The sequence below is a fragment of the Streptomyces sp. NPDC025793 genome (genome assembly GCF_055558375.1).
Map to the genome: position 1 here is coordinate 246,394 of NZ_JBVHMR010000012.1, position 21,341 is coordinate 267,734.

The 21,341-nt window shown below is 72.4% G+C and carries 18 protein-coding genes and 1 riboswitch; of the genes, 9 read left to right on the top strand and 9 right to left on the bottom strand.

Annotation, left to right across the window (positions count from 1 at the left end; translation table 11 throughout):
* Positions 1-318 precede the first annotated feature (318 nt).
* A complete protein-coding gene (locus ACZ4MF_RS23890; RefSeq protein WP_467493940.1) occupies positions 319-2,274 on the top strand; it encodes an APC family permease in 1,956 nt (651 codons plus the stop codon).
* A 39-nt stretch (positions 2,275-2,313) separates the two neighbouring features.
* On the opposite strand, the gene ACZ4MF_RS23895 is transcribed toward ACZ4MF_RS23890, so the two are convergent.
* Positions 2,314-2,907 (bottom strand): DUF1707 SHOCT-like domain-containing protein, encoded by a 594-nt coding sequence (locus ACZ4MF_RS23895; RefSeq protein WP_467493941.1) that lies wholly within the window; start codon positions 2,905-2,907, stop codon positions 2,314-2,316.
* A gap of 127 nt (positions 2,908-3,034) precedes the next feature.
* Between ACZ4MF_RS23895 and ACZ4MF_RS23900 the strand changes: the two genes are divergently transcribed.
* Positions 3,035-3,430: a TOBE domain-containing protein gene (locus ACZ4MF_RS23900; protein ID WP_467493942.1), complete on the top strand. Its 396-nt coding sequence runs from the start codon at positions 3,035-3,037 to the stop codon at positions 3,428-3,430.
* Positions 3,431-3,440: 10 nt separating this feature from the next.
* Here ACZ4MF_RS23900 and ACZ4MF_RS23905 read toward each other — a convergent pair whose 3' ends face one another.
* Positions 3,441-5,042: a helix-turn-helix domain-containing protein gene (locus ACZ4MF_RS23905; RefSeq protein WP_467493943.1), complete on the bottom strand. Its 1,602-nt coding sequence runs from the start codon at positions 5,040-5,042 to the stop codon at positions 3,441-3,443.
* Between the two features lie 210 nt (positions 5,043-5,252).
* On the opposite strand from ACZ4MF_RS23905, the gene ACZ4MF_RS23910 reads away from it, so the two are divergent.
* Together ACZ4MF_RS23910 and ACZ4MF_RS23915 are read left to right on the top strand one after the other, a co-directional pair.
* Positions 5,253-6,077, top strand: a complete 825-nt coding sequence (locus ACZ4MF_RS23910; protein WP_467493944.1) for an FAD binding domain-containing protein — start codon at positions 5,253-5,255, stop codon at positions 6,075-6,077.
* Complete coding sequence (locus ACZ4MF_RS23915; protein WP_467493945.1) at positions 6,074-8,815, top strand: molybdopterin-dependent oxidoreductase; 2,742 nt, start codon at positions 6,074-6,076, stop codon at positions 8,813-8,815. Before ACZ4MF_RS23910 ends, ACZ4MF_RS23915 begins: the two co-directional genes overlap by 4 nt.
* Here ACZ4MF_RS23915 and ACZ4MF_RS23920 read toward each other — a convergent pair.
* Positions 8,730-9,218, bottom strand: coding sequence for a molybdopterin-dependent oxidoreductase (locus ACZ4MF_RS23920; RefSeq protein WP_467493946.1), 489 nt, complete (start codon positions 9,216-9,218; stop codon positions 8,730-8,732). The genes ACZ4MF_RS23915 and ACZ4MF_RS23920 overlap by 86 nt on opposite strands.
* Before the next feature lie 204 nt (positions 9,219-9,422).
* On the opposite strand from ACZ4MF_RS23920, the gene modA reads away from it, so the two are divergent.
* From modA to ACZ4MF_RS23940, 4 genes are read left to right on the top strand one after another with little or no spacing between them, the layout of a single operon-like run.
* Positions 9,423-10,259, top strand: coding sequence for a molybdate ABC transporter substrate-binding protein (gene modA / locus ACZ4MF_RS23925; protein WP_467493947.1), 837 nt, complete (start codon positions 9,423-9,425; stop codon positions 10,257-10,259).
* Entirely contained in the window at positions 10,256-11,116 is an 861-nt protein-coding gene (modB, locus tag ACZ4MF_RS23930; RefSeq protein ID WP_467493948.1) for a molybdate ABC transporter permease subunit, read from the top strand. Before modA ends, modB begins: the two co-directional genes overlap by 4 nt.
* A gap of 41 nt (positions 11,117-11,157) precedes the next feature.
* Positions 11,158-12,243, top strand: coding sequence for an ABC transporter ATP-binding protein (locus ACZ4MF_RS23935; RefSeq protein ID WP_467493949.1), 1,086 nt, complete (start codon positions 11,158-11,160; stop codon positions 12,241-12,243).
* A 28-nt stretch (positions 12,244-12,271) separates the two neighbouring features.
* Complete coding sequence (locus tag ACZ4MF_RS23940) at positions 12,272-12,691, top strand: TOBE domain-containing protein (RefSeq protein ID WP_467493950.1); 420 nt, start codon at positions 12,272-12,274, stop codon at positions 12,689-12,691.
* 91 nt (positions 12,692-12,782) lie between these two features.
* On the opposite strand, the gene gcvP is transcribed toward ACZ4MF_RS23940, so the two are convergent.
* Entirely contained in the window at positions 12,783-15,668 is a 2,886-nt protein-coding gene (gene gcvP / locus ACZ4MF_RS23945; protein ID WP_467493951.1) for an aminomethyl-transferring glycine dehydrogenase, read from the bottom strand.
* 173 nt (positions 15,669-15,841) lie between these two features.
* Positions 15,842-15,936, bottom strand: a riboswitch (glycine riboswitch).
* Positions 15,937-16,055: 119 nt separating this feature from the next.
* Here gcvP and ACZ4MF_RS23950 point away from each other — a divergent pair.
* Positions 16,056-16,427 carry a PRC-barrel domain-containing protein gene (locus ACZ4MF_RS23950; protein WP_467493952.1) on the top strand — a complete coding sequence of 124 codons (372 nt, stop codon included), beginning with the start codon at positions 16,056-16,058 and terminating at the stop codon, positions 16,425-16,427.
* A gap of 218 nt (positions 16,428-16,645) precedes the next feature.
* Here the strand turns inward: ACZ4MF_RS23950 and ACZ4MF_RS23955 are convergent, their stop codons facing one another.
* The 5 genes from ACZ4MF_RS23955 to ACZ4MF_RS23975 all read right to left on the bottom strand — a co-directional run bounded on the left by ACZ4MF_RS23955 (position 16,646) and on the right by ACZ4MF_RS23975 (position 21,289).
* Positions 16,646-18,019, bottom strand: coding sequence for a DNA polymerase IV (locus ACZ4MF_RS23955; RefSeq protein ID WP_467493953.1), 1,374 nt, complete (start codon positions 18,017-18,019; stop codon positions 16,646-16,648).
* 137 nt (positions 18,020-18,156) lie between these two features.
* A complete protein-coding gene (locus tag ACZ4MF_RS23960; RefSeq protein WP_467493954.1) occupies positions 18,157-18,840 on the bottom strand; it encodes a MerR family transcriptional regulator in 684 nt (227 codons plus the stop codon).
* Between the two features lie 263 nt (positions 18,841-19,103).
* Positions 19,104-19,577: a bifunctional nuclease family protein gene (locus tag ACZ4MF_RS23965; protein WP_026253112.1), complete on the bottom strand. Its 474-nt coding sequence runs from the start codon at positions 19,575-19,577 to the stop codon at positions 19,104-19,106.
* 97 nt (positions 19,578-19,674) lie between these two features.
* Positions 19,675-20,412, bottom strand: a complete 738-nt coding sequence (ftsR, locus tag ACZ4MF_RS23970) for a transcriptional regulator FtsR (protein WP_467493955.1) — start codon at positions 20,410-20,412, stop codon at positions 19,675-19,677.
* 43 nt (positions 20,413-20,455) lie between these two features.
* Positions 20,456-21,289, bottom strand: a complete 834-nt coding sequence (locus tag ACZ4MF_RS23975) for an FHA domain-containing protein (RefSeq protein ID WP_356037269.1) — start codon at positions 21,287-21,289, stop codon at positions 20,456-20,458.
* Positions 21,290-21,341: the final 52 nt, after the last annotated feature.

The window sequence follows — 21,341 nt, forward strand, 5'->3', positions numbered from 1 at the left end:
CCGTGCAGACCGGCGGCCAACGCCCCCCGCAAGGACGTCAGGAACGCGCTCCGCGGCCGTCAACACGTCGACAAACGGTGACGCCGGGCGAGGTCGCCAGAACGCCTGTACGACGCACCACCGGCAGAATCGTGGCCCAGGCCACACCGCCCCGGCGGCCGCTGTTGATGCGCCCGGGGCGGCCGCCGGTCATTCTTAACGCAAGCTTGACGCCCACCGAGCCGAGATCCATAGGCCCAGACGTCACTCTCTGCATACGCTGGTGCGGCCGTCCGCGTGATGGCCGGAAAGAGCTGAGCCGCACACAGGAGCACCCCGATGGCCACGACCGAACACCCTCCTTCCAGTCGATTGCGCACCTGGATGCTGGAGGGGTTGTCCGACATGGGCAAGCCCGGTGGCCACACGGGTCCCCACGCCGAGCCGGAGCCCCCGCACAAGGGCCAGCGCTGGTGGCGCGTGATGTGCCTGACCGGTGTCGACTACTTCTCCACCCTCGGCTACCAGCCGGGCATCGCGGCCCTCGCGGCCGGTCTGCTCGGGCCGATCGCGACCATCGTCCTCGTCATCGTGACCCTGGCCGGCGCGCTGCCGGTGTACCGCCGGGTCGCCGAGGAGTCCCCGCACGGCGAGGGTTCGATCGCCATGCTGGAGCGGCTGCTGTCCTTCTGGCAGGGCAAGCTCTTCGTGCTCACGCTGCTCGGCTTCGCCGCCACCGACTTCCTGATCACCATCACGCTCTCCGCCGCCGACGCCTCGACCCACCTGGTGGAGAACCCGCACCTCACGAGCGTCCTGCACGGCCACCAGATGGTCATCACGCTGTTCCTGGTCGCCCTGCTCGGCGCGGTCTTCCTCAAGGGCTTCCTGGAGGCGATCGGTGTCGCGACGGCCCTGGTCGGTGTCTACCTCGCACTGAACGTCGTCGTCGTGATCGTCGGCCTCTACCACGTCATCACCGCGGGCCATGTGATCACCGACTGGTCCAACGCGCTGACCGTGCAGCACGGCAACATCTTCGTGATGATCGGCCTCGCGCTGCTCGTCTTCCCCAAACTCGCGCTCGGCCTCTCCGGGTTCGAGACCGGCGTCGCCGTCATGCCGCACGTCCAGGGCGACCCGGACGACACCGAGGAGAAGCCGACCGGCCGGATCCGGGACACCAAGAAGCTGCTGACCACGGCCGCCATCATCATGAGCGGCTTCCTGATCACCTCCAGCTTCATCACCACGCTGCTCATCCCGGAGAAGGAGTTCAAGACCGGCGGCCAGGCCAACGGACGTGCGCTCGCCTACCTCGCGCACGAGTACCTCGGCGGGGCCTTCGGCACGGTCTACGACGTCTCGACCATCGCCATCCTGTGGTTCGCCGGCGCCTCGGCCATGGCGGGCCTGCTGAACCTGATGCCGCGCTATCTGCCCCGCTACGGCATGGCCCCCCACTGGGCCCGCGCGGTGCGCCCGATGGTCATCGTGTTCACCCTGATCGCCTTCCTGGTGACCTGGCTCTTCGACGCCAACGTCGACGCGCAGGGCGGCGCGTACGCCACCGGTGTGCTGGTGCTCATCACCTCCGCGGCGATCGCCGTGACCATCGCGGCGCGCAAGGCCGGGCAGCGCAAGTGGGCCATCGGGTTCGGCGTGATCTCGGTGGTCTTCATCTACACGACCGTCGTGAACGTCATCGAGCGGCCGGACGGTGTGAAGATCGGTGCCTGCTTCATCGTCGGCATCATCCTGGTCTCGCTGCTGTCCCGGCTGGCCCGCGCCTTCGAGCTGCGCGTGACCAGCGTGACGTTCGATCCGCTGGCGGAACGATTCGTCCGGGACATGGCCAGCCGCAAGATGCGGTTCATCGCCAACGAGCCCGGGCACCGGGACAAGGCCGAGTACCGCGACAAGATCGAGCAGATCCGCGCCGACAACGACATGCCGGAGCAGGAGGACTTCGTCTTCGTCGAGGTGACGGTCACCGACCCGTCCGAGTTCGAGGCGGGCCTGACCGTGCGCGGCGAGGTGCTGCACGACCGCTACCGGGTGCTGACCCTGGAGTCCGCGTCCATCCCGAACGCCCTGGCCGCGCTCCTGCTCAACGTCCGCGACATGACGCGCTGCACCCCGCACATCTACTTCGAGTGGACCGAGGGCAATCCGTTCGCCAACTTCCTGCGCTTCTTCCTCTTCGGCCAGGGCGAGGTCGCCCCGGTCACCCGCGAGGTGCTGCGCGAGGCGGAGCCGAACCGGGAGCGCCGGCCGCGCGTGCACACCGGCTGAGCATGGGAGCGGACAGCGCCGGGCCCGACCGGCTCGGCGCTACTTCCCGAACCACCGCCGGGGCGGCCGTACGTCCACCTTCCCCATGCTGATGCGCCCGCCTATCCCCACCCGGAGCACGACCGGCGCCTCGGGACCGCGGGCCGGGCGGACCTTGGTCTTGCTGTAGCCGACCGCCAGCGAGTCCGTGTCGACGACCATGCCGGGCCGGGTGATCAGGCGCAGGGTGCCGCCGCACAGGTCCAGGTCGATGTCGAGGGTGTCGTGCGTGAGCACGGCGTCGGAGAAGTCCAGGGTCACGTTTCCCCAGGCGCACACGATCTCCAGCCGCCGGGGCACGATCCAGGGGCCCTCGCGGGTGGCCGAGGCGTACTGCTGCTCGATGCGGACGACGTCCTTGGCCGCCGCCGGTGCCACGACGGCGGCGGCCTGCGCCGGCAGGTCGGCGGTGAGCACCGCCAGCTGCCCGAGCGTGCGGGCGGACAGCGCGGCCGTCACGCGCTCGTCCAGCTCCTCATGGGTGAGCCGGCCCTCCCCCGCGGCGGCGGCGAGCGCCTCCACCACCCGGTCGCGGTCCGCGTGCGAGGCACGCAGCCCGTCCGGCACGTCCGCGTCCACCATGTCGGCCGTCATCCCCTCACCCCGTTCCAGCAGGCTCCGCGGGGAGCCGTCGCCATCGAGAACTAACGTTATATCGCGTTATACCTGACGGCCAACCCCACGTCCATGGTTCCCGGTGGTTGGCCCTATCGTGACCGGCATGCAGTCCTACACGATCGGCCAGGCGGCGCGGCTGCTCGGCGTGAGCCCGGACACCGCCCGCCGCTGGGCCGACGCGGGCCGGGTGGCCACCCATCGCGACGAGGCCGGGCGCCGGCTCGTCGACGGCCGTGCCCTCGCCGCGTTCTCGGTCGAACTGGCCAAGGCGGCCGGCGGCGAGGAGGACGCCTCCTACACCTCCGTCCGCAACGCCTTCCCCGGCATCGTCACCGCGATCAAGCTCGGCGACGTCGCCGCCCAGGTCGAGATCCAGGCGGGCCCGCACCGGCTGGTGTCCCTGCTGACCCGGGAGGCGGTGGAGGAACTGGGCCTGGAGGTCGGCATGGAGGCCACCGCGCGCGTGAAGTCCACCAACGTGCACATCGACCGCGTCTGACCCGGCGGAGTCAGCGGCAGAGCAGTGCCGCCCACAGGTCCAGCCGGTCCCGCAGCCGCGCCAGGTCGCGCCCCGTCAGCCGCTCGATCCGCTCCACCCGGTAGTGCACGGTGTTGACGTGCAGATGCAGCGCCTGCGCCGTGCGCGCCCAGGAGCCGTCGCAGGCCAGGAACGTCTCCAGGGTGCCGAGCAGGACCGCGACGGGCGGCCGGCCGGTCTCCAGCAGCGGGCCGAGCACCGTACGGGCATAGGCGGTCCGCACCTCGGCCGGCACACCGGTGAGCAGCGCGTCGAGGGTGGTGAGGCCGCGGGCGTCGGTCAGGCGGGAGGCGTCGGGCGCGGTGGTCCGCGCGGAGGTGAGGGCGTACCGGGCCTGCCCGAGCGCGGCGCCGAGCTCCCCGGGCCCCGCCGCGGGCGCGCCGATGCCGCCGCGCAGGACGACCCCGGGCACGGACCCGGCGACCAGCGGCCACACCTCGTCCGCCCAGCCGTCCGGCACCCCGGACAGCACCGCGAAGGCGCCCCCGTCCGGCAGCCGGCCGACGGCCGCCGCGCCCCCGGGCCCGCCCTCCGCTCCCGCCTCCGCCCCGGCCCCCTCGGTTCGCGCGGCCACCACCGCGGCACCACCCGCGTCGCCGGCCGTCACCGCATGCCCCGCCAGTTCCGTCAACGCGCCCTCGGCGAGCGGCCCTTCGCCCGGCCCTGGCCGCCGCGTCCCGGCGTCCGCGACGAGCACCAGGTACGGTCCCGTCCCCGGCAGCCCGCACCGCCGCAGCGCCGCCTCCACCGTGCCGTCCTCGCGCGCGTCCGGGGCCGACAGCAGCGCGCCGAGTTCGTCGGCCGCGCGCAGCCGGGCCGAAGGGCGCCGGGCGGCGGCCTCCTGGCAGTGGGCCAGCACGGCGGCGACCTCGTGCAGCATGCGCGGCGGGGCGGCGTCCGGGTCGGGCAGGTACAACAGGCGGCGCTCGTACGGCGAGACGCCGCTCGCGTCGACGGAGGCGGTCACCCCGGTGCCGTCCGCGACGAGCGCGACCGCCTCGCGAGGGGGCACCGGCGGGACACCCTCGGTGGCGGCGACCGTACGGCCCGAGGGCGTGAAGACGTAGACGGCGGTCCGGCCGAGGTGGGCGAAGGCCTCGGCGAGGACGGCGTGCGGGCCGGCCTCCTGGGCGAGCAGCCGGCTCAGCCGCACGCGCGCGTTCTCCGGCAGCGCGTGATGCCGGCTCAGGCCGCCCCACTGGCGCAGGTACACGGTGTCGGTGATCGACCGGAACATGATGTGCGCGGGCACCCCGGCCACCGGCACGCCGTGGCGCACGCACGCCTCGACCAGGTCGTCCGGCACGTTGCCGTGCGTCTCCTCGCCCGCGAGCAGCGCGGCGGCCCCCGCGTCCTTCAGGGCCGAGACGAACCGTTCGGCCTTGCCGGAGCCGCCGTCGGGCGACCACCACACCAGCCCGCTGAGGACCACCTCGCCGGGCCGTACGAACCGGGCCGGGTCCTCCAGGTCTGTGACGGTCACTCCGCTGATTTCGCGCCGCAGCAGCGCGTCCTCCGCCCACAGCAGGCGCAGCCCGAGGGCGGCGTCCCCCAGGAGGTGTTCGACGTGCATGTGCTGGCTCCTCGTACGGCCGCCGTGGGGTGAGCACATCCCCCGGCCTCTCGCATTCACCAGGCGAGTGCGAGAGAAAGCATCGTAAATGCAAGGTTGATGGAGCGGAATGCCTCTTGGTTGATCCTCCAGTCCCGGGGCCTGTGACGTCGGTGTTTCCGTGCCCCGCACCAGTCGTTTCGACCGGTTCCCGTTGGTTCACTTCCGGCCATGGATCTGAACACGGTGGCCGAGATACGAGACGCCCGGCGGCCCGCGCCCTGGCGGGCCGGTGACGCCTGGCTCGGCGGCGGGACGTATCTGTTCTCCGAGCCCCAGCCGCACCTGCGGCGTCTGGTCGACCTGAGCCGCATGGGCTGGACGCCCGCACAGCGGCACCCGGACGGCTCCCTGGAGCTGGCCGCCACCTGCACCATCGCCCAACTGTCCCGCTACGCCCAGGACTTGACCGCCCCCGCGGCGCCCCTCTTCGAGCAGTGCTGCCGGGCCTTCCTCGCCTCGTTCAAGATCTGGAACATGGCCACCGTCGGCGGGAACCTGTGCAACGGCCTGCCGGCCGGCCCGATGATCTCCCTCACGGCCGCGCTCGACGGCACCTGCCTGCTCCTCGCTCAGGACGGATCCGGGCGCCGCCTGAAAGTCGCCGACTTCGTCACCGGCGCGGGCCGCAAGGATCTGGCCGAGGGCGAGCTGCTGCGCTCGGTCACCCTGCCCGCCCGCGCCCTGGCCTGCCGTACGGCGTTCCGGCAGGTGTCGCTGTACGGCCTCGGGCGCTCGGCCGCCCTCGTCATCGGCACCCTCGGCCCGGTCGACCACTCCCTCACGGTCACCGTCACCGCGGCGACGGTGCGCCCGGTGCGGCTCTGGTTCCCGCTGCCGCCGACGGCCGCGGCGCTGCGGGCGGCGATCGTGGGGGCCGTCGCGGACGGCGAGTGGTTCGACGACATCCACGGACTGCCCGCGTGGCGGCGGCACATGGCGCTGCGGCTGGCGGAGGAGATCCGCCGGGAACTGACGGATGAGGAGCGGCGATGAGGGTCGAGGTCAACGGACGGTCCCACGAGGAGGACCCCCGCCCGGGCCAGTGTCTGCGCACGTATCTGCGCGAGCACGGTTGGTTCGGCGTGAAGAAGGGCTGTGACCAGGGCGACTGCGGGGCCTGCACGGTCCACGTGGACGGCGAACCGGTGCACAGCTGCCTCTACCCGGCCTTCCGCGCCGACGGCGGCAGCGTCACCACCGTGGAGGGCCTGGCCGCCCCGGACGGCGAACTCCACCCCGTGCAGCGCACGTTCCTCGACGCCCAGGGCTTCCAGTGCGGCTTCTGCACGGCCGGCTTCCTGATGACCACGGCAGCGCTCACGGAGGACCAACTCGCCGATCTGCCCAGGGCGTTCAAGGGCAATCTGTGCCGCTGCACCGGCTACCGGGCCATCGAGGACGCCGTGCGCGGGGTGAAGAACGTGGAGGCGCCCGCGCCCGGCGAGACCGTCGGCCGCAGCCTGCCCGCCCCGGCCGGACCGCAGGTCGTCACCGGCACCGCCCGCTACACCTTCGACATCGGCGTACCGGGCCTGCTCCACATGAAGCTGCTGCGCTCCCCGCACGCCCACGCCCGCATCCTCGCGATCGACACCTCCGCCGCCCTGCGCGTCCCCGGCGTGCACGCCGTGCTCACCCACCACGACGCCCCGGAACGGCACTTCTCCACCGCCCGCCACGAACACCCCGAGGAGGACCCGGACGACACCCGCGTCCTGGACGACACCGTCCGCCACATCGGCCAGCGCGTCGCCGCCGTCGTCGCCGACAGCGAGGGCGCCGCCGAGGAGGGCTGCCGGCGGATCGAGGTGACGTACGAGGTGCTGCACGCCGTCCTCGACCCGGAGGAGGCCATGCGGCCCGGCGCCCCGGTGGTCCACGACAAGGACGCGGCGACGGCCCGCATCGCGCGGCCCGAGGCCAACGTCGTCGGCGAAGCGCACGGCGAGCTCGGCGACGTCGAAGCGGGCTTCGCGGCGGCGGACGTCGTCTACGAGGACACCTTCCGCACCCAGCGTGTCCAGCACGCCAGCCTGGAGACGCACGGCGCCCTCGCCTGGATCGACGAGGACGGCCGGCTCACCGTCCGCACCAGCTCCCAGACGCCGTTCCTCACCCGCCGCGCCCTGTGCGCGCTGTACGACCTGCCCGAGGACCAGGTCCGGGTGCTGGCGGGCCGGGTCGGCGGCGGGTTCGGCGGCAAGCAGGAGATGCTGGTCGAGGACATCGTGGCGCTCGCCGTGCTGAGGCTGCGCCGCCCGGTGAAACTGGAGTACACACGCGCGGAGCAGTTCTACGGCGCCACCACCCGGCACCCCTTCACGATCCGGGTGAAGGCGGGCGCCCGCCGCGACGGCACCCTCACCGCGCTCCAGCTGCGCGTCGTCGCGAACACGGGCGCGTACGGCAACCACGGCCCGGCCGTGATGTTCCACAGCGTCGGCGAGTCCCTGGCCGTCTACCGCGCCCCGCACAAGAAGGTCGACGCCTACTCGGTCTACACGCACACCGTCCCGGCGGGCGCCTTCCGCGGCTACGGCCTGGGCCAGGTGCTGTTCGCGGTGGAGTCGGCGCTGGACGAGCTGGCCCGCCGACTGGACCTGGATCCCCTGGAGTTCAAGGCGCGCAACATCATCGGGCCCGACGAGCCGATGCTCACCCCGGGCGGCCACGAGGAGGACCTGCACATCGCGAGCTACGGCCTCGACCAGTGCGTGGCGATCGTGCGCCGCGCCCAGGCGGAGCCGGTGTCCGAGCCCGTCCCCGCGGGGTGGCTGGTCGGCGAGGGCGCCGCGCTGGCGATGATCGCGACCGGCCCGCCCGGCGGCCACATCGCCGACGCCAGGGCCGCCCTGTTGCCGGACGGCACCTTCGACCTGGCCGTCGGCACCGCCGAGTTCGGCAACGGCACCACGACGGTGCACCAGCAGATCGCGGCCGGCGAGCTGGCCACCACCGTCGACCGGATCGCCGTCCGCCAGTCCGACACGGACGTCGTACGGCACGACACCGGCGCCTTCGCCTCGACCGGTACGGTCGTCGCGGGCAAGGCCACCCTGCGCGCCGCCCGCGCCCTCGCCGACCAGCTGCTGGACTTCGCCGCCGCCCACCTGGCCGTCCCGCGCACGGAGTGCCGGCTGACGGAGGAGGCCGTGCTCCACCCGGGCGGACGCCTGTTGCTGAAGGAGGTGTACGCGGCCGCGCGCACCGTCGGCCTGGAGCTGAGCGCCGACGGGCACTTCGGCGGCACCCCGCGCTCGGTCGCCTTCAACGCGCACTGGTTCCGGGTGGCGGTCGACCCCGGGACCGGCGAGATCCGCATCCTGCGCAGTGTGCACGCGGCCGACGCGGGCAAGGTGATGAACCCGATGCAGTGCCGGGGACAGGTCGAGGGCGGGGTCGCCCAGGCGCTCGGCGCCACCCTCTTCGAGCGGGTCCTGCTGGATGAGCGGGGCGCGGTCGACACCGCCGCCTTCCGCCGCTACCGGCTCCCGCAGTACGCCGACGTGCCGCGCACCGAGGTGCACTTCATGGAGACGGCGGACGCGATCGGCCCGCTGGGCGCCAAGTCGATGAGCGAGAGCCCGTTCAACCCGGTCGCCCCGGCCCTGGCCAACGCGCTGCGGGACGCCACGGGTGTGCGGTTCACCGAGGTGCCGCTGCTGCGTGACCGGGTGTGGCGGGCGCTGGAGCGCCACAGCGGTAGCCGCCATCCACCCGGATCGCGGTGATCCCGCTGATGTGCCGGGCGCCGCACCGGTCCTGCGGGAGGACCAGCTGGGGTCCGGCCGAATCCAGCGGGGTCTCGTCGACGCGCACGCCCAGCAGGACGGGCGCGTCCGCGAAGTCCGGGTCGATCTCGGCCCAGGACAGCACCGCGTGGTGGCCGTCGGTGCCGGTGACGGCGACGAGGAAGCGCAGCCGGTCCTTGCGCCGCGCCGGGTCGAAGTCCGGGCCGGCGTCGGCGAGGACGTCGTACAGGCGCGGTCCGGTGAAGCGGTGGTGCTGGATGCCGCTGGTCGCGCAGTCGAAGCTGACGTCCGCCCGGTGCTGCGGCCAGCGCAGCAGCTCCGGCACGGTCAGCCGGGCGGGCCTGGCGAGATCGCCGGTCAGGGCGAGTTGCGCGAGCGTCACTGCGACCACCTCCCGCAGAACGGTACCCGCCGGAGTGCGCCGTACAAACGCACATGCAAGCCACATGTCACAAGTTCGCAGCTCATGCGATGTGACAAGAGACTTACCCCTGGCAGATGCGGCATTATCATCGCCGCACGGCCGGTTCCCCGGCCGCGACAGGGCGCGACACTTGTTCCACAGAACGCGAGGAGTAGACCCGTGATGACCCGTTCCGTGCGCCGGACCCGACGGATGCTGAAGGTTGCCGGTGCGGGAGCCGCCGCCCTGCTGGCACTCAGCGCCTGTTCCTCGTCCTCCGACTCGGCCACGTCCAAGGACAGCGCGAGCTCGGCCCCGGCCGGCTCCGCGTCCTCGCCGAAGCTCTCCGGCAGCATCACCGTGTTCGCGGCCGCCTCCCTCAAGGAGAGCTTCACGGCCCTGGGCAAGGAATTCGAGCAGCAGCACCCCGGCACCAAGGTCAGCTTCAACTTCGGCGGCAGCGACACGCTGGCCGCGAGCATCACCAGCGGCGCCCCGGCGGACGTCTTCGCCGCCGCCAGCCCCAAGACCATGGCGATCGTCACGGGCAAGAAGGACGCGGCCGGCACCCCGGCCACCTTCGTCCGCAACCAGCTGGAGATCGCGACCCTGCCGGGCAACCCGCACAAGGTGGCCTCGCTGAAGGACCTCACCGCGTCCGGCCTGAAGGTCGTGCTGTGCGACAAGACCGTGCCGTGCGGCGCCGCCGCGCAGAAGGCCCTGGACGCCAGCCACCTCAAGCTCACCCCGGTCTCCTACGAGCAGGACGTCAAGGGCGCCCTCAACAAGGTGGAACTGAAGGAGGCCGACGCCGCCGTCGTCTACAAGACCGACGTGCACGCCGCCGGCAGCAAGGTGCAGGGCGTGGAGTTCCCCGAGTCGGCCGAGGCGATCAACGACTACCCGATCGTCCTGCTGAAGAACGCGCCGAACGCCGCGGCCGCCAAGGCGTTCATCGCCCTCGTGGAGTCCGCCGAGGGCCAGAAGGTGCTGAGCGAGGCCGGGTTCCTCAAGCCGTGACCTCGCCTCTCGAACCCGACGCCGCGGCCGGCCTCCGCACGGGCCGGCCGCGGCGTCGCCGCGTCGGCACGGGGGGCCGGCGCGGGGTGCCGTTGCCGCTGCTGCTGCCGGGCCTGGTGGCGCTGGCGTTCCTGCTGCTGCCGCTGCTCGCGCTGCTGGTCCGCGCGCCCTGGCGCACGCTGCCGGACCAGCTGTCCAGCACCCAGGTCTGGCAGGCGCTCCAGCTGTCCCTGGTCAGCGCGACGGCGGCGACGGCCGTCAGCCTCGTTCTGGGCGTGCCCCTGGCCTGGCTGCTGGCCCGCACCGAGTTTCCCGGCCGGGGGTTCGTCCGGGCCCTGGTGACCCTGCCCCTCGTCCTGCCGCCGGTGGTCGGTGGCGTGGCCCTGCTGCTGGCCCTCGGCCGCAACGGCGTGATCGGCAAGTGGCTGGACGCCTGGTTCGGGATCACCCTGCCGTTCACCACCACCGGGGTGGTGATCGCGGAGGCGTTCGTCGCGATGCCGTTCCTGGTCATCAGCGTCGAGGGCACCCTGCGCGCGGCCGATCCGCGCTACGAGGAGGCGGCGACCACCCTCGGCGCGTCCCGCTTCACCGCGTTCCGCCGGGTCACCCTGCCGCTCATCGCCCCCGGCATCGCGGCCGGCTCGGTCCTCGCCTGGGCCCGCGCGCTCGGCGAGTTCGGCGCGACGATCACCTTCGCGGGCAACTTCCCCGGCCGCACCCAGACCATGCCCCTCGCGGTCTATCTCGCCCTCCAGGACGACCCCGACGCCGCCATCTCCCTCAGCCTGGTCCTGCTCGCGGTGTCGATCGCGGTGCTGGCGGGGCTGCGGGACCGCTGGATGACGGGAGCGTGAGCGTGGCCGCCGACCCCGGGCGTGTGCGAACGTACCGTCCCATGACCGACATCGACGCCCCCGAAGCCGCCCCGACGCGGGTGGGCGACGAGGGGCTCGACGCCCGGCTCGTCGTCGACCGGGGCGCCTTCCGCCTGGACGTCTCCCTCACCGCCGCCCCCGCCGACGTCGTCGCCCTGCTCGGCCCCAACGGCGCCGGCAAGACCACCGCCCTGCGCGCCCTCGCCGGTCTCGTCCCGCTCACCGACGGGCATCTCCGGCTCGACGGCGCCTCCTTGGCGGACACTCCCCCGGAGTCCCGCCCGGTCGGCGTGGTCTTCCAGGACTACCTGCTCTTCCCGCACCTGACCGCCCTGGACAACGTGGCCTTCGGGCCGCGCTGCCAGGGCGTCTCCAAGACCGAGGCCCGTACCCGGGCGGCCGCGTGGCTGGAGCGCATGGGGCTCGCCGACCACGCCCACGCCAAACCACGCCGGCTGTCCGGCGGGCAGGCCCAGCGGGTGGCCGTGGCCCGGGCCCTGGCCACCCGCCCCCGGCTGCTGCTGCTGGACGAGCCGCTGGCCGCCCTGGACGCCCGCACCCGCCTGGAGGTCCGGGCCCAACTGCGCCGCCATCTGGCCGAGTTCGAGGCGGTCGCCGTCCTCGTCACGCACGACCCGCTGGACGCCATGGTGCTCGCGGACCGGCTGGTCGTCATCGAGCACGGCCAGGTGGTGCAGGAGGGCACCCCCGCCGACATCGCCCGCCACCCCCGCACCGACTACATCGCCCAGCTCGTCGGCCTCAACCTCTACCGGGGCCGGGCGGACGGGCACGCGGTACGGCTCGACGCCGGGCCCTCGCTCACGACCACCGAGGAGCTGTCCGGGCCCGTCTTCGTGGCGTTCCCGCCGAGCGCCGTCACCCTGTTCCGGGACCGGCCGACCGGCGCGAGCGCCCGGAACCTGTGGCGCTGCGAGGTCGAGGGCCTGGAGACGCACGGCGACCAGATCCGCGCCGACCTCGTCGGCGAACTCCCGCTCGCGGCCGACCTCACTACGGTCGCCGCGGCCGAGCTGGATCTGCACCCGGGCGCCGCTGTCTGGGCGACGGTCAAAGCGACGCAGACACACGCATACCCGGCTTAGGTGACCGCGCGCCCTACCGTGGGTGCCCATGACCCTGAGCATCCGCAATCAGCTGCCCGGCGCCGTCACCGAGGTCCGGTCGGGCGAGGCGATGGCCGCCGTCAAGGTCCGCCTCGGCGGAGGGCAGCACCTCACGGCGGCGATCACCCTGGAGGCCGCCGAGGAACTCGCCCTCGCCCCCGGCTCGCCCGTACGCGCCCTCGTGAAATCGACCGAGGTCTCCCTCGCCACCGGCCGGGTCGAGGGCCTGTCGATCCGCAACCAGCTGCCCGGCGCGGTCACCGGCCTCGTCACCGGTGCCGTCATGGCGACCGTCCGGATCACCGTCGACGGCGGCGAACTGACCGCGGCGATCACCAAGGACGCGGTCGAGGACCTCGGCCTCTTCGTGGGCTCCGACGTGATCGCTCTGATCAAGGCGACCGAGGTGGCCCTCGCGGCGGAGTGACACGGCGGGTGACACGGCGAGGGCCCCGCCCGGGAATCCGGACGGGGCCCACGATGTCACCGCCCGCCGCGGTGCCGGCGGGCGAGAGGTGTCAGTCCTCGTACGCGTCCGGCGGCGGGCAGGAGCAGACCAGGTTGCGGTCGCCGAAGGCCTGGTCGATCCGGCGCACCGGCGGCCAGTACTTGTCGGCGGCGGAGACACCGGCCGGGAAGACGGCCTCCTCGCGGCTGTAGGCGTGCGCCCAGTCGCCGCCGAGCGCGGCCGCGGTGTGCGGGGCGTTCCGCAGCGGGTTGTCCTCCGCCGGCCACTCGCCCGCGCCGACCTTCTCGATCTCCGCGCGGATGGCGATCATCGCGTCGCAGAACCGGTCCAGCTCGGCGAGGTCCTCGGACTCGGTCGGCTCGATCATGAGCGTGCCGGCCACCGGGAAGGACATGGTGGGCGCGTGGAAGCCGTAGTCGATGAGCCGCTTGGCGACGTCGTCCACGCTGACGCCGGTCGCCTTGGTCAGCGGGCGCAGGTCGATGATGCACTCGTGCGCGACCAGGCCGCCGGGACCGGTGTAGAGCACGGGGTAGTGCGGCTCCAGACGCTTGGCGACGTAGTTCGCCGACAGCACGGCGACCTGCGTGGCCCGCTTGAGGCCCTCGCCGCCCATCAGGCGGACGTACGCCCAGGAGATCGGCAGGATGCCCGCGGAGCCCCAGGGGGCGGCCGAGACCGGGCCGACGCCCGTCTCCGGGCCGGCCGCGGGCTGGAGCGGGTGGTTCGGCAGGTACGGCGCGAGGTGCGAGCGGACCGCGACCGGGCCGACGCCGGGACCGCCGCCGCCGTGCGGGATGCAGAAGGTCTTGTGCAGGTTCAGATGCGAGACGTCACCGCCGAAGTGGCCCGGCTTGGCGAGGCCGACCAGCGCGTTGAGGTTCGCGCCGTCGACGTACACCTGGCCGCCCGCCTCGTGCACCCGGGCACAGATGTCGGCGACGTGCTCCTCGAAGACGCCGTGCGTCGACGGGTAGGTGATCATCAGCACGGCCAGCTCGGCGCGGTGCTGCTCGATCTTGGCGCGCAGGTCCTCGACGTCGATCTCGCCGTCCTCGGCGGTCTTGACGACGACGACCTTCATGCCGGCCATCACGGCGCTGGCCGCGTTGGTGCCGTGCGCGGAGGACGGGATCAGGCAGACGGTGCGCTGCTCGTCGCCATTGGCGCGGTGGTAGCCGCGTACGGCGAGCAGACCGGCCAGCTCGCCCTGGGATCCGGCGTTCGGCTGCAGGGAGACCTTGTCGTAGCCGGTGACCTCGGCGAGACGTTCCTCCAGCTCGCGGATGAGGGTGAGGAAGCCCTGCGCCTGCTCGGCCGGCGCGAAGGGGTGCAGCCCGCCGAACTCGGGCCAGGTGACCGGCTCCATCTCGGTGGTCGCGTTGAGCTTCATGGTGCAGGAGCCCAGCGGGATCATGCCGCGGTCGAGCGCGTAGTCGCGGTCGGCGAGCCTGCGCAGGTAGCGCAGCATCGCGGTCTCGGAGCGGTGCCGGTCGAAGACCGGGTGGGTGAGGAAGTCGTCGCCGCGCAGCAGCGCCTCGGGCAGGGCGTCCGCGGCGGTCGCGTCGAGCGCCGCTATGTCGCCCGCGACGCCGAAGGCCGCGAGGACCACGCCCAGCCGGGCCCGGTCGGTGGTCTCGTCGCAGGCCACGGAGACGTGGTCGGCGTCGACCGGGCGCAGGTTCACGCCGTTCTCCCGGGCGGCGGCGACGACCTCGGCGGCCTTGCCGGGCACGCGCGCGGTGACGGTGTCGAAGAAGGCACCGTGGACGACCTCGACACCGCCGGCCCGCAGGCCCTCGGCGAGGAGCGTGGCGTACCGGTGCGTCCGCCGGGCGATGATCCGCAGCCCCTCCGGGCCGTGGTAGACGGCGTACATGCCGGCCATGACGGCGAGCAGCACCTGCGCGGTGCAGATGTTGCTGGTGGCCTTCTCACGGCGGATGTGCTGCTCACGGGTCTGGAGCGCGAGCCGGTAGGCCTTGTTGCCGTCGGCGTCGACGGAGACGCCCACGAGCCGGCCGGGCAGGCTGCGCGCGAACTTCTCCTGCACGGCCATGTAACCGGCGTGCGGACCGCCGAAGCCCATCGGCACGCCGAACCGCTGGGTGGTGCCGACCGCGATGTCCGCGCCCAGCTCACCCGGCGAGGTCAGCAGGGTCAGCGCGAGCAGGTCGGCGGCGACGGTGACGAGGGCGCCCAGCTCGTGCGCCTGGTCGATGACCGGCTTGATGTCGCGTACGGCACCGGAGGCGCCCGGGTACTGGATCAGTACGCCGTTGATCTCGCGCGCGGCGATGTCGGCCGGGATGCCCTCGCTGAGGTCGGCGACGACGACCTCGACACCGGTCGGCTCGGAGCGGGTCTCGATGACGGCGATGGTCTGCGGCAGCGCGTCCGCGTCGACCAGGAACAGACCCTTCTTGTTCTTGCCCATGCGCCGGGACAGCGCCATGGCCTCGGCGGCCGCCGTGCCCTCGTCCAGCAGGGAGGCACCGGAGGTGGGCAGCCCGGTCAGGTCGGCGACCATGGTCTGGAAGTTCAGCAGGGCCTCCAGCCGGCCCTGGGAGATCTCCGGCTGGTAGGGCGTGTACGCCGTGTACCAGGCCGGGTTCTCCATGACGTTGCGCAGGATGACGGGCGGTGTGAACGTCCCGTAGTACCCCAGGCCGATCATCGAGCCGAGCACCTGGTTGCGGTCCGCGAGCGCGCGCAGCTCGGCGAGCACCTCGGCCTCGGTGCGGGCGCCCGGCAGGTCGAGGGCGTCGGCGTTCTTGATCACGTCGGGGACCGCGGCGGCGGTCAGCTCGTCCAGCGAGCCGTAGCCGACCTGCGCGAGCATCTTGGCCCGCGCCTCCTGGTCGGGCCCGATGTGGCGCTGTTCGAAGGGAACACCCGCTTCGAGATCCGAAAGCGGAATACGGTGGGCGGTCATTGCGGAGGCCTCCTGGTCTGACGCGACCTTCGAAGGGCACCACGGTGCGGTGCCCCGACGGCCTCCCCCTCTGTCATCTCAACCTGAGAGCTTCACCGGGCGCCCGAGAGGCCCGGCTTTCACCGTCGGTGAGAGCGGAAGCCGTCGACAACCGCCCTGCTTTCCAGAGTGACCTCGTCCGTGCGGTACGTGAGCCTGAGAGATTCCGGGGAGGATTTGCTCCTTCGGCGCCTCCGAGGTGGTCGGAGGACTCTCCCGCACGGGTTCAGCAGCCGTTGTCAGACTACCAGCGAGGTCAACGCCCGAGCCCTCGAGTGGCCGCCTCCGCGAATCTGCTCTTTTGTAGTGGTTACGGATGAGTTGTGACCATGTGGAGGGAGAGCGACCGTGCAGACCGACATCGATCCGCGCAACCTGATCGGCCGCAAGGCGTTCGACCGCAGCGGCGCCAAGATCGGCACCGTCGACGAGGTGTACCTGGACGACGCGACCGGCATACCCGAGTGGGCGGCCATACGCACCGGCCTGTTCTCCCGTGACGCGTTCGTCCCGCTGGAACCGAGCGAACTCGTCGAGGGCACCCTCCACGTCCCCTTCGACCGCGCCCTCATCAAGGACGCCCCGGACTTCGGCGTGGGCCGCCATCTCTCCCCCGAACAGGAACTCCAGCTCTACCACCACTACGGCCTCGACACAGCCCTGCCTCCCACGCTCCCCGACCGGGACTTCGGCAAGCTGGCCGGGTCGGAGGAGACCTGAGGCCGGCGCGCCCCGCCAGGGGGTGTCGTTTGGATCATGCCGGCATCGCGGACCCTGGCGCGCGCTCCCCCAGAGGGGGCACACCCCCCAGCGGCGTTGTCGTCGATCGCCGACTCCCCCACGCTCGGCTTCGCTCGCGCGGGAGGGGCCCCACGACGCCGCTCGGCTCGGCCGGCAGGCGCCGTTCCTCACGGCCGGCCGATCCAACCGGCACCCCCTCAGGCCTCGGCAGGGTGGTCACGCCGGAGCTCCTCCTCCTGCGGATCCGGCACCAGCGGCAGCGGCTCCGCGGCCTCCAGCGCGGGGTCGTCGACGAAGAACGTCCGCACCCGCCCCGGAGGGGTCTGCGGCGTCTCGAACCGCACCGTCACCCGCCCCAGCCCGCTCCCCTGCACCCACCCGGGCCCGTACGCGACATGGCGCACGTCCTGCCCGGCCCGCCAGTGGCGCTCGACCGGCTCCGGCCGCTCCACCACGGCCTCGGCCACGACCTCCTCCGGCGTCTCCGCCGCCCGCGCGTCCATGGCCTGCGCGAACAGGTCCTCCTGCGTGTAGTCGGCGAGCCCGGAGACGCCCACGCCGAGCAGCCGCACCCCGCCGGTGGTGTCCACGGAGTCCAGCAGCCGGGCCGCCGCCTCCCGGACCACCGCCGGATCGTCCGTGGGCCCCCTGAGCGTCTCCGAACGGGTCAGCGTCGAGAAGTCGTACCGCCGCACCTTCAGCACGATGGTCCGCCCCGACAGCCCGGCCCCCCGCAGCCGCCCCACACACCGGTCCGCGAGCCGCTGCACCTCCATGCCGATCCGCAGCCGGTCATGGATGTCCACGTCGTAGGTGTCCTCGACCGACACCGACTTCGCCTCGCGCTCGGCCACCACGGGCCGGTCGTCACGGGCCAGCGCCATCGCGTACAACGCGTGCCCGTGCGCCTTGCCCAGCAGCCGGACCAGCTCGTCCTCACCCGCCTCGGCCAGCTCCTCGACCGTGGTGATCCCGGCCCGGCGCAGATGGTCCCCGGTCGCGGGGCCCACGCCCGGCAGGGTCCGCACCGGCATCGGCCCGAGCAGGGCCCGCTCGGTCCCCGGCTCGATGACCAGCAGGCCGTCCGGCTTGGCCTGCTCGGAGGCGATCTTCGCGAGCATCTTGGACGCGGCGAGCCCCACCGAGCCGGTCAGCCCCGTGACCGCCCGGATGTCCGCGCGCAGCCTGATCCCGGCCAGCCGCGCCGACTCCTCGTCCCAGGCCGTCCCGCCCGCCTCCAGATCCACGAACGCCTCGTCCAGACTGAGCGGCTCCACCAGCGGCGACAGCTCCCGCAGCAGCGCCATCACCTGCTCGCTGACCGCCCGGTACACCCCGAAGCGCGGCACGAGATACGCGGCGTTGGGCGCCAGCCGGCGGGCCTGGCCCATGGGCATCGCCGAATGCACCCCGAAGATCCGTGCCTCGTACGACGCGGTGGCCACCACACCGCGCGGTCCGAGCCCGCCCACCACGACCGCCTTCCCGCGCAGGCTCGGCTTGGCTGCCTGCTCCACCGAGGCGTAGAAGGCATCCATGTCGAGATGCAGGATGGTCGGCGCGTGTCTCACATCTCCGATGCTGCACCACGGCACTGACAATGCCGTGGTGCGGGACGCCCACCGTGCGACATCGCGCCGGATGCCGGCGGGCACCGGCTACCGGACGGCGACGGATCCCCGCTGTCGGACGGCGAGGGACACGGCGGTCAGACCGCTCGGTTGCGGCGGCGCGCCAGCTCGTCCGCGGGGTTGTGCCCGACGAGGGTCTCGCCCGTGTCGATGCGCTCGCCGTGCAGCTGGGAGAGCGCGCTTTCCACGTCCCGCCACACCACGCCGACGGCGATCCCGAAGATGCCCTGACCGCCCTGGAGCAGGGCGTGGACCTCGTCCGGCGAGGTGCACTCGTACACCGTCGCGCCGTCGCTCATCAGGGTCATCCGCTCCAGGTCGCGGAAACCGCGTTCTCTGAGGTGCTGGACGGCCGAGCGGATGTTCTGGAGCGAGACCCCGGTGTCCAGGAACCGCTTCACGATCTTCAGGACGACCACGTCCCGGAAGCTGTACAACCGCTGGGTGCCGGACCCGTAGGCGGGCCGCACGCTCGGCTCGACCAGGCCGGTGCGGGCCCAGTAGTCGAGCTGTCGATAGGTGATGCCCGCGGCCGCACACGCGGTGGGCCCGCGGTAACCGATCTGCTCGGACGTCATGGACGCTGCCCCTCCGCCGTCCGGTACCACCCTCGGCCGCTGCGGAGCGGGGTCGACCGCGCTGCTCGATGGGAGGCACCCCCTGTTCGAACGCAGCTGTGAACTCGGGGGAGGGTACGGACCGCTCTCCCCGAACCCGCGTCCGGGGGCACCCCCAGCCGTACCGTCGCCGCTCGTTCTCACGCCGACCTCCGTCCTTGACCTGCCTTCTCGACGGTAGGCAGTCACCAGGGGCGCGTCAACGATCGCCACACTCGGCACGCCGAGTGATAATCACCCTAAGAGTGGTTTCCCGTGCCCCACCGCGGGGAAAGGCTAGCCGAATGCGCTCGCGGGGGACCGTAGGACGCCCTCATTGGCCGGTGGCACATGCCCGGCCCCACCGCCCGCACGGGCCCGCCGCACCCGGTGCTCACCGGGCGGGCGCGCTCACCGACGGCTCGTGATCACTGGCTGCTGGTGCCGAAGTCCTCGGGCGAGATCTGGTCGAGGAACTCGCGGAACTTCTCCACTTCGTCCTCCTGCTCGTCCGGGATGGCGATGCCCGCGTCGTCCAGCACCGTGTCGCTGCCGTAGATCGGCGTACCGGTGCGCAGGGCCAGCGCTATGGCGTCGGAGGGGCGGGCGCTGACCTCGACCCCGCTGGCGAAGACGAGCTCCGCGTAGAAGACGCCTTCCCGCAGGTCGGTGATGCGTACTTCGGTCAGCTCCTGTCCGACGGCCTCCAGCACGTCCTTGAACAGGTCGTGCGTCAGCGGTCGGGCGGGAGCCATGCCCTGCTGGGCGAAGGCGATCGCCGTAGCCTCCCCCGGCCCGATCCAGATGGGGAGGTAACGGTCGCCCCCCACTTCGCGCAGGAGCACGATCGGTTGGTTGGAGGGCATTTCGACCCGGACACCTACGACATCGAGCTCGTTCACACAGCAACCCTAGGCCGTGCCCGGGACGTTTGGGTAGTCGGGCCGGGAACAGGTGCCCGATCCGGACTCCGGCGGACCCCCGGGCCGCCCGCCGCTCTCAGGGCAGGCTCACACCGAGAGCGCTCTTCACCAGAGCCGCGTGCAGCTTCACCGTGAGCGCCGCCAGCTCCTTCGTACGGGCTTCGGCGAGTGCCCTGGTCTGCGGGTTGCGGTGGCGCTTGAGCGGTGCCACCACCTGGTCGACGAGACCGGCCTCGCGGTCGGCGGCGCCCTTCATCACCCGCAGGTGACGCGGCTCGATCCCGAACCGGCCCAGTTCGGCCACCAGCCCGGCCACAGTGACCGCCTCGGCGTCGTACGCCCCGTCGGCCAGCGGAGCGATGAGCCCGTACGACTCCCACTCCTGCAGCTCGGCCTCGTCGATGTCCGCCGCCGCCAGCAGCTCGGCCCGGCCGATTCGGGCGACCGTGGGCACCGCCGCCCGCTCCTGAAGGTCCTCCGGCGTGCGCTGGCGCCCCACGACGGGCAGCGGGACGGCCTCGCCGCGCTCCATGGCGTCCAGGTGCTCGCGGATCACCTTGAGCGGCAGATAGTGGTCCCGCTGCATCCGCAGGACGTGCGCCAGGCGCTCGACGTCTCTGGCGCTGAACTTGCGGTACCCCGAAGGGGTCCGCTGCGGCTCGATGAGCCCCTCGGACTCCAGGAAGCGGATCTTGGAGATGGTGACTTCGGGGAACTCGTCGCGCAGCGCGTTCAGCACCGTGCCGATGCTCATCAGCCCACTGTCCCTGGCGGCGGTACCGCTTCCGGCACCGCCGCTCGGTGTTTGAAGCATGGACCTTCCCTGGGGTCCCCCCGGACGCCGGTCCGGGGGCGGGTCAGATGCCCTGGTTCCGGCTCGCGTAGAACACCAGCCGGTACTTGCCGATCTGCACCTCGTCGCCGTTCGACAGAGCGACCTGGTCGATCGGCTCGCGGTTGACGTACGTGCCGTTGAGGCTGCCCACGTCGGCGACGGTGAACGAGCCGTCCGGCTGGCGACGGAACTCCACGTGCCGACGCGAGACCGTCACGTCGTCGAGGAAGATGTCGCTCTGCGGGTGACGGCCGGCCGTGGTGAGGTCGGCGTCCAGCAGGAAGCGGCTGCCCGAGTTCGGCCCCCGGCGCACCACCAGCAGCGCCGAGCCGAACGGCAGCGCGTCCACCGCGGCCTGCGCCTCGGGCGACAGCGTCGGGACCTGCGTCTGGCCGGTCACCTCGGCGTCGTACGCCTCAAGACCGGAGATCGAGATCGTGGACGTCGTCTCGGAGGCGCGCTCCGGCACGGCTCCGGGGCGCAGCGGCGCACCGCAGTTGGAACAGAAGCGGGCGCTGTCCGCATTGCGGTTACCGCACCTCGAACACACCAGGGCCGACATGGACGGATCCTCCTGCCGCGGCTGCCCCGCCGGGGCGTTGGACGCGTACGGACCAGAGGCGAACCCTCCACCCGTACCTGAGGTTGACGGTTGTCCGAAACCTATGCCGCCGGACTGGGCAGGGTCAACCGACGCCCCGCCCTGGCCTCCGGAAATGTCACCGCCCGGACCAGCCACCTGGTCCCGGAACAGCGGCCGCTGACCCTCTGCGTCGGGCTGGGCGCGATGGCGAGCGGTCGCGTTGTCGCCACCCTCTCGCGCGCTCTTGCCGAACAACTTCGCAAACAACTTCACGGGCGATTCCCCTTGACCGAAACAGACCCGCCCGTGGGGCAGGACGAACCCT